At 67.9% G+C, this 8,265-nt stretch carries 8 protein-coding genes and 1 pseudogene; all 9 read left to right on the top strand.

Annotated features, from left to right (window positions below):
- Window positions 1–214: pseudogene (locus tag AB4Y86_RS06850) on the top strand (1-deoxy-D-xylulose-5-phosphate reductoisomerase); the annotation flags it as partial.
- A gap of 39 nt (window positions 215–253) precedes the next feature.
- Entirely contained in the window at window positions 254–1,585 is a 1,332-nt protein-coding gene (locus tag AB4Y86_RS06845) for a M50 family metallopeptidase (protein ID WP_441401282.1), read from the top strand.
- A 154-nt stretch (window positions 1,586–1,739) separates the two neighbouring features.
- A complete protein-coding gene (locus AB4Y86_RS06840) occupies window positions 1,740–2,459 on the top strand; it encodes a MarR family transcriptional regulator (protein ID WP_441401280.1) in 720 nt (239 codons plus the stop codon).
- A complete protein-coding gene (locus AB4Y86_RS06835) occupies window positions 2,456–2,989 on the top strand; it encodes a hypothetical protein (RefSeq protein ID WP_441401278.1) in 534 nt (177 codons plus the stop codon). Before AB4Y86_RS06840 ends, AB4Y86_RS06835 begins: the two co-directional genes overlap by 4 nt.
- 48 nt (window positions 2,990–3,037) lie before the next feature.
- Window positions 3,038–3,331 carry a YciI family protein gene (locus AB4Y86_RS06830; protein ID WP_441401276.1) on the top strand — a complete coding sequence of 98 codons (294 nt, stop codon included), beginning with the start codon at window positions 3,038–3,040 and terminating at the stop codon, window positions 3,329–3,331.
- 49 nt (window positions 3,332–3,380) lie between these two features.
- Window positions 3,381–4,547: a flavodoxin-dependent (E)-4-hydroxy-3-methylbut-2-enyl-diphosphate synthase gene (gene ispG, locus AB4Y86_RS06825; RefSeq protein ID WP_441401274.1), complete on the top strand. Its 1,167-nt coding sequence runs from the start codon at window positions 3,381–3,383 to the stop codon at window positions 4,545–4,547.
- The gene (locus AB4Y86_RS06820; RefSeq protein ID WP_441401283.1) at window positions 4,510–5,406 is read left to right on the top strand and encodes a GNAT family N-acetyltransferase; all 897 of its coding nucleotides are present in this window, start codon (window positions 4,510–4,512) and stop codon (window positions 5,404–5,406) included. The genes ispG and AB4Y86_RS06820 overlap by 38 nt, the downstream gene beginning before the upstream one ends.
- Window positions 5,407–5,786: 380 nt before the next feature.
- Entirely contained in the window at window positions 5,787–7,598 is a 1,812-nt protein-coding gene (locus tag AB4Y86_RS06815; protein ID WP_441401272.1) for a proline--tRNA ligase, read from the top strand.
- Window positions 7,599–7,619: 21 nt separating this feature from the next.
- On the top strand, window positions 7,620–8,265 hold a 646-nt coding region (locus AB4Y86_RS06810), incomplete at its 3' end, for a TSUP family transporter (RefSeq protein ID WP_441401270.1).

Raw genomic sequence — 8,265 nt, 5'->3', positions numbered from 1 at the left:
GAGCACCTTCCCGGCCGTGTTCAACGCCGCCAACGAGGAAGCCGTAATGGCGTTCCATGCCGGCCGGATCCGCTTCACCGATATTGTCGATACGATCGAAGCCGTGCTCAGCGAGCACTCAGGGTCCTCCCGGCTGACGCTCGAATCCGTGCTGGATGCTGAACAGTGGGCACGCGCCCGGGCCCTCGAGCGTTTGGCCGTTGGAAGTGCCTAAGAATTAGCCGACCAGTGCCCAGGAAGTAGCAAGCCCAGCATGAGCCCCGTTGTCCTCTTTATCCTCGGCGTCGTCTTCGTCGTGATCGGCATCGCCGTGTCCATCGCCCTGCACGAGGTGGGGCACCTGGTCCCGGCCAAGCTCTTTAAGGTGCGCGTCACCAAGTACATGATCGGCTTCGGGCCCACCCTGTGGTCGAAGCGCCGCGGCGAGACCGAGTACGGCGTGAAGGCGATCCCGCTCGGCGGCTTCGTCTCGATGATCGGCATGTACCCGCCGAACAAGACCGACGGCAGCGTCCGCCCGTCCAGCACCGGCATGTTCCAGTCGCTCGCCTCCGACGCCCGCTCCCTCGCGCACGAGGAGATCGGCCCAGGCGACGAAAACCGGGTCTTCTACCGGCTGTCGGTCTGGAAGAAAGTCATCATCATGCTCGGCGGCCCGGCGATGAACCTGCTGATCGGCGTGGCGCTGACCGCCGTGCTGCTGATGGGCTTCGGCGTGGCGGCGTCCACCACCACCATCGCGGACGTCTCCAAATGCCAGGTCAAGGCCGGCGAAACGGTGGATCCCAACTCGGCCGACTGCAAGCTCACCCCGGCAGCAACCGCCGGCCTCAAACCCAACGACCGGATCACGTCCTTTGACGGCAAGCAGGTCACCAGCTGGGAAGAGCTCACCGGCTGGATCCGCGCCTCCGCGGACAAGCCCGTCAGCATCACCGTGGAGCGCAACGGCGCTCCGGTCACCACCACCGTCACCCCGGTGCTGTCCGCGCGCCCGGTCATCGGGCCAGACGGGCGGCAGGCCAAGGACGCCGCCGGCAAGCCCAGCTACCAAGATGTGGGCTTCCTCGGCATCGGCGCCCAGACCGCGCTGGTGCAACAGCCCGCCACGGCCGTGCTCCCGCTGGCCGGCGAGAACATCAAACAGATCGCCGGCGTCGTGGTGAACCTGCCGGCCCGGGTGGCCGGGGTGGCGCAAGCCGCCTTCAGCGAGGAGCCCCGCGACCCGAACGGCCCCATCAGCGTCGTCGGCGTGGGCCGCGTGGCGGGCGAAGTCGCCGCCATGGAGCAGGTCCCGCTGCAGAGCCGCGTGGCCGCCCTGGTAGGGCTGCTCGCGGGGCTCAACTTCGCCTTGGCCGTGTTCAACCTCGTTCCGCTGTTGCCGCTCGACGGCGGCCACGTGGCCGGGGCGCTCTACGAGGGCGCCCGCCGGCAGATTGCCAAGCTGTTCGGCCGCCCGGACCCCGGCGCCTTCGACATTGCCAAGCTGCTCCCGGTCACCTATGTCGTGGCCGTGCTGCTGATGGGCATGTCCGCGCTGCTGATCTACGCGGACATCGTCAAACCGGTCAACCTCTTCGGTTAGCGGCGCACGCCGGCCGGCCAGGCAGACCGGGCCGGGCAGCCGGCCGGTCAAATCTGAATCCCGGTGATTTATCGCTATCAGCTCATTCTGGCTTATTTTCAATAATCAGTCCTAAATGGTTGATCTGTCCGAATCAGCCGCCTAGGGTTGGGACATGTACGTTCTGACCATTGACCAGCGCGGCAGTACCGCCGACGTCGACCGCGTCCCGGACCTGCTGGCCGAACTGGCCGCGCTTTGCCCCGACGCACACTTCGAACGCTCGGTCGGCGACGAGGTCCAAGGCGTGCTGCAGCACCCGGACGACGTCGTGGAAATCGCCTTGCACGCACTCCGCAGCGGCCACTGGTACGTGGGCATCGGGGTGGGCCCGGTGGAGCTCCCGCTGCCCGCCAGCCCCCGGGAAGGATCGGGTCCGGCCTTCGTGGCGGCGCGCTCGGCAGTGGAACGGGCCAAGTCCGCAGCCTCGCGCGTCCCGCTCGCTGTCGCCGGAGAGGCTCGTCGGGGGACTGCCGCCGGCCCCGGGCGCGGACCGGGGCCGGCAACGCCGGGAGTCCGCGAATGTTCGAATGCCGAGGCCGTGCTGCGGCTGATCGGCCGCCTCGTCCAGGACCGGACCGCCGCGCAGTGGAAGGTGGTCGACGTGCTGCGCGGCATCCAGCACGGCCACGCCGGCACCCACGGGACGCAAAAGATCGCGGCCCGGCAACTCGGAATCACGGAACAATCGGTGAGCCGCGCGCTGCTTCGATCCGGCTGGCAGGAAGAATGGGCGGCGAGGCCTGCCGCTGAAATGCTGCTGGGCCTGGCACACAGCCTGATCGACGGGACGGACGACGACGCCCCGCAGACACGTAGTAAAGGAGACCGGTGAGCGCCCTCTGGATCACCCTGGCCCTGCTGGTGGCCGGATTCGCCGGCTGGCCGGTCACCGCCCTGGTGTTCCGGCTGGCGCGGACCATCGATGACCGGTCGGACAGCCGGGCCGACGGTGGAGCCTCTGCGGATAACCCTTCCGCGGACAGCACGGTCGACGGCGAGATCACCCTGCCGGCGGCGTCACCAGCGCCGAGGCCGGCATCGGCCGCGGGGGCCGTCGAACCAGCCGTTGAACCAACCGTTGAAGCAACTGTCGGAACAACCCCGGCAGCGCCAGGGACCAGCACCCGCATCCTGCGTGGCGGTGCGATCATCGGCGTGCTCGAGCGGTTGGCTGTCTGCATGGCGATCCTGACCGGCCAGCCCGTCGCCATCGCCTACGTCGTGGCGATCAAGGGCCTCGGACGCTTCGCGGAGCTGAAGGAAACGCCGGTCGCCGCCGAACGGTTCATCATCGGCACCCTCACCTCCATGCTCTGGGCCGCTGGAGTGGCAGCCCTGACCAAGGTGATCTTCCTCGGCTGACGCGCTTCGGCCGAGGCGTCCGGCGGGCAGGGGCGATAGGGTAGCGGTATGACTGTTTTTGCTGTTGAGTACGTTTACGACGCCGAATCCGCCGCTACCCGCGACGCCACCCGCCCCGCGCACCGCGAATGGACCGCAGGACTCGCCCAGGACGGCACGCTCCTTGCCAGCGGCCCCTACTCGGACGGCGCCGGCGCCCTCCTCATCTTCAAGGCGGCCGACGAGCCGGCCCTGACAGAGATCCTGAAGCAGGACCCCTACGCCGGTGCCGGCGCCATCTCCGGCATCCGCACGACGGTGTGGGCTCCGGTGACCGGCCTGCTGGCCGGGCACGCCGCCTAGCCCCGCACCGCCCGCCCACCATCGATCCTGAGATTTAAGAGGAGTCCACGTGACCTCGGTCAGCCTGGGAATGCCGTCCGCACCGCCCCCCGTACTTGCCCCGCGCCGAAAGACCCGCCAGATCAAGGTGGGCTCGGTCGGCGTCGGCTCCGACTCGCCGATCAGCGTGCAGTCGATGACCACGACTCCGACCACGGACATCAACGCCACCCTGCAGCAGATCGCCGAACTGACCGCCTCCGGCTGTGACATCGTCCGAGTGGCCTGTCCTTCAGCCGATGACGCAGCGGCCCTGCCGATCATCGCCCGCAAGTCGCAGATCCCGGTGATCGCCGACATCCACTTCCAGCCCAAGTACGTGTTCGCGGCGATCGAAGCCGGCTGCGCTGCCGTCCGCGTGAACCCGGGCAACATCCGGAAGTTCGACGACCAGGTCAAGGAAATCGCCCGCGCGGCCAAGGACCACGGCACCTCGATCCGGATCGGCATCAACGCCGGTTCGCTGGAGCCGGGCATCCTGAAGAAGTACGGCAAGGCCACCCCGGAGGCCTTGGTCGAATCCGCGGTCTGGGAGGCCTCGCTGTTCGAAGAACACGGCTTCCACGACTTCAAGATCTCGGTCAAGCACAACGACCCGGYCATCATGGTGGCCGCCTACGAGATGCTGGCGGAAAAGGGCGACTGGCCGCTGCACCTCGGTGTGACCGAGGCAGGGCCGGCCTTCCAAGGCACCATCAAGTCCGCCACCGCCTTCGGAGCCCTGCTTTCGCGCGGGATCGGCGACACCATCCGGGTCTCCCTCTCCGCCCCGCCGGTGGAGGAGATCAAGGTGGGCAACCAGATCCTGCAGTCACTGAACCTGCGCCCGCGGAAGCTCGAAATCGTCTCCTGCCCCTCCTGCGGCCGCGCCCAGGTGGACGTCTACACGCTCGCCGAGCAGGTCACCGCCGGGCTTGAGGGGATGGAGGTCCCGCTGCGCGTCGCCGTCATGGGCTGCGTGGTCAACGGCCCCGGCGAAGCCCGGGAAGCGGACCTCGGCGTCGCCTCGGGTAACGGCAAGGGCCAGATCTTCGTCAAGGGCGAGGTCATCAAGACTGTTCCTGAGGACCAGATTGTTGAGACACTGATCGAAGAGGCAATGCGTCTCGCTGAAGAGATGGGGGAGTCCGATGGCGAAGATGCTGTCCAGGGTGGCCCCGTGGTTAGCGTCTCGTAGGGACGGCGCCACCGGGCCCACGGCCGGCCTCACCCTTCGGGTCCTGGCGGGCGCGGACACCGGCGCGTTACTGCAGCTCGCCCGGCAGGACGCCGTCGCGAACGTCTTTATCCTGTCCCACCTCGAAACAGCCGGAACCGCGGCGCCCACCGGCGGCGGTGCCAGCATCTTCGGCGTGTTCGACGGCGACACTCTGCTGGGGGCGTGCTGGGCGGGCGCCAACCTGGTGCCGGTGCAGCTGGATCCGGAGCTGGCCGGCCTGGTCGCGGCCGCCGCGCACCATTCCGGCCGCCGGTACGCTTCGATTTTCGGTCCGGCCGAGGCGGTCCTGGCGCTGTATGCGGCCCTCGAGCAGTTGGGCTGCCCCGCGCAGGAGGTCCGCGGCGAGCAGCCGCTGATGAGCATCGCCGGGCCACCTTTGATCGAGCCCAACCCCGCGCTGGACTTTGGCCAGCTCGCGGACTTCGACCGGATCCTGCCGGCCTGCGCTGCCATGTTCGAGGAGGAAGTGGGCTATTCGCCCTACCTCGGCGGCCGCGACTACTACAGCCGCCGGGTCAAGAGCCTGATCCGGGCAGGCCATTCGCTGGTCCACTTGGGCCCGGGCCGCGAAGTGGTATTCAAGGCCGAACTCGGCGCTGTCACGGCAGATGTCACGCAGGTGCAGGGCGTCTGGATGAATCCCGCGTTCCGAGGGCTGGGCCGGAGCGCCGGCTACATGGCCGCCGTCGTGGTCCTCGCCCAGACCGTCGCCCCGGTCACGAGCCTGTACGTCAACGACTTCAACACCCGTGCGCGCGCCAGCTATGAGCGGGCCGGGTTCCGCCAGGTGGGCACCTTCGCGACGGTGCTTTTCTAGTCACATTATTGACAAGCTGTTTCGACAGAAATCTGGTTGACGACTCTTGTTTTAGTGGCTGGGATCACATAGGTTCTAGCTAAGCCGCGCCGAGCAGGCGCGAGCGCTCTCAGGGAAGAAACCGACCCTTGGCTGCAGGTGCCGTCCGGCAAGGCGGGGCCAGCTGGACGGGCAGCCTTGGGCAGAGCGGCACTGGGGTCGCAGAGAGCCACGCCATCACGGGATGACCAGCCGGTAACGGCCAGGGGCTTCCGCGTTATGGCGTGGCTCTTCCCTTTCCGCCGGGGAACGCGGCCGCCGGCAGACGGTAGATTGGTAGCTGGACAATTTTCGTAAACATCCAGAACGCCCCGCACTTCCTCAGAAACGGATACCTCCCAGTGGTCCTTCGACTCTCCAAGCTGTTCCTGCGCACCCTGCGTGAAGACCCCGCCGACGCTGAAGTCGCCAGCCACCGGCTGCTGGTCCGTGCCGGCTATATCCGCCGCGCGGCTCCGGGCATCTACACCTGGCTGCCGCTGGGACTGAGCGTACTGCGCAGGGTCGAGCAGATCATCCGCGAGGAAATGGCCGCCATCGGTGCCCAGGAAGTCCATTTCCCGGCCCTGCTGCCCAAGGAACCCTACGAGGTGACCAACCGCTGGACTGAGTACGGCGAGGGCATTTTCCGGCTCAAGGACCGCAAGGGCAACGACTACCTGCTGGCCCCGACCCATGAGGAAATGTTCACCCTGCTGGTCAAGGACCTGTACTCCTCGTACAAGGACCTGCCCCTGAGCATCTACCAGATCCAGAACAAGTACCGCGATGAAGCCCGTCCCCGGGCCGGCCTGCTGCGCGGCCGCGAATTCATCATGAAGGACTCCTACTCCTTCGACGTCGACGACGCCGGCCTGGATGCCAGCTACGCGGCGCACCGCGGCGCCTACCTGAAGATCTTCGAACGACTCGGCCTGGAAGTCGTTCCGGTGGCGGCCACGGCCGGCGCCATGGGCGGCTCCAAGAGCGAGGAGTTCCTGCACCCGACCGAGATCGGCGAGGACACCTTCGTGCGCTCTCCCGGYGGCTACGCGGCCAATGTCGAAGCGGTCACCACGGTGGTGCCCCCCGCCATCGATTTCAGCAACGCGCCGGCCGCGGAGGTCCGCGACACCCCTGACACCCCGACGATCGACACGCTCGTCGACGCCGCCAACGCCCTGGTTCCCCGCGGCGAGGCCGACGGCGGCGCCTGGACCGCAGCGGACACGCTCAAGAACGTGGTCCTCGCCGTCACCCTGCCGACCGGTGAACGACAGCTCGTCGTGATCGGCGTGCCCGGCGACCGCGGCGTGGACCTCAAGCGCGTCGAGGCGAACATCGGCGCCTTCCTGCCCATCGGCGGCGAGATCACCCTCGAGGCAGCCAACGAGGAGGACCTCAAGAAGCAGGCGCTCCTGGTCAAGGGCTACATCGGCCCGGGCCTGTCCTTGGACGCCCCGCTGCTGGGAGCCGAGGGCGCCTCGAAGCTGCTCTACCTGGTGGATCCCCGGGTTGTCAGCGGCTCCGCCTGGGTCACCGGCGCCAACGAGGCGGGCAAGCACGTCTTCGGCCTTGTTGCCGGCCGCGATTTCGGCTGGGACGGCGTCATTGAGTGCACCGAGGTGCGCGCCGGGGACGAAGCCCCGGACGGCTCCGGGCCGCTGGAAACCGCCCGCGGCATCGAGATGGGCCACATCTTCCAGCTCGGCCGCAAGTACGCAGAAGCACTCGACCTGAAGGTCCTGGACCAGAACGGCAAACAGGTTGTCGTGACCATGGGTTCCTACGGCGTCGGTGTCACCCGCGCTGTGGCCGCCCTGGCCGAGTCCAACCACGACGACAAGGGCTTGATTTGGCCCCGGGCCGTTGCGCCGGCCGACGTCCACGTCGTCGCGGTGGGCCGCGGCGAGGAAATCTTCGCGGCCGCCGAAAAATTGTCGCTGGAACTGGAAGCGGCCGGCCTTGAGGTCATCTATGACGACCGCGCCAAGGTGTCGCCGGGCGTCAAGTTCGGCGACGCCGAGCTCGTGGGTGTCCCGACCATCGTCGCCGTCGGACGCGGGCTCGTGGACGGCGTCGTGGAAATCAAGGACCGCCGCAGCGGCGAGGCCGAGAACATTGCCGTGGACAAGGCTGTCGACCACGTGGTCAACGCCGTCCGCAGCAACTGACGCGTCCCGGCGTCGCCAGGTATGGTCTCGGGGCTTGAATCGATCCAGCTCGCCACGCTGGTCCTCGTGGTGGTTGCCGGGTTCGCCGCCGGCTGGGTCGACGCCGTGGTGGGCGGCGGGGGCCTGATCCAGCTTCCGGTCATGCTGCTGGTCCCGGGAATCACCCCGGTGCAGGCGCTGGCGACGAACAAGATGGGTTCCATCTTCGGCACCACCACCAGCGCGGTGACCTTCTACCGGCGCGTCGGGCCGGACCTGCGCACCGCCGTGCCGATGGCGGTCATTGCGCTGGCCGGCAGCTTCGGCGGGGCCGTGCTGGCAGCGACCCTGCCGGCGAGCGTGTTCAAGCCGATCATCGTGGCGGCGCTGGTCGCAGTGGCGCTGTTCACCGCGCTCCGCCCCAACGTGGGCGGGCTGACCCGGCTGCGGCACGACGGCCACCGGCACTACGTCATCGCCTGCCTGATCGGCGCCGTGATCGGCTTCTACGACGGCATGATCGGTCCGGGCACCGGATCGTTCCTGATCATCGCGCTGGTGTCCGCGATGGGCTATGCCTTCCTGGAAGCCAGCGCCAAGGCCAAGATCGTCAACATGGCCACCAACGCGGGCGCCCTGCTTTTCTTCCTGCCGCATGGTTCACTGCTTTGGGGCCTCGGCCTGGTCT

It is taken from the genome of Arthrobacter sp. 2YAF22_2 (genome assembly GCF_052114645.1).
Taxonomy (GTDB): domain Bacteria; phylum Actinomycetota; class Actinomycetes; order Actinomycetales; family Micrococcaceae; genus Arthrobacter.
This window is presented reverse-complemented; position numbering and strand designations above follow the sequence as displayed.

What these genes read in the sequence shown, in the direction of transcription:
- AB4Y86_RS06820 (WP_441401283.1), top strand. Translation starts at nt 4,510, where the DNA reads ATGCTGTCCAGGGTGGCCCCGTGGTTAGCGTCTCGTAGGGACGGCGCC.
- AB4Y86_RS06845 (WP_441401282.1), top strand. Translation starts at nt 254, where the DNA reads ATGAGCCCCGTTGTCCTCTTTATCCTCGGCGTCGTCTTCGTCGTGATC.
- AB4Y86_RS06840 (WP_441401280.1), top strand. Translation starts at nt 1,740, where the DNA reads ATGTACGTTCTGACCATTGACCAGCGCGGCAGTACCGCCGACGTCGAC.
- AB4Y86_RS06830 (WP_441401276.1), top strand. Translation starts at nt 3,038, where the DNA reads ATGACTGTTTTTGCTGTTGAGTACGTTTACGACGCCGAATCCGCCGCT.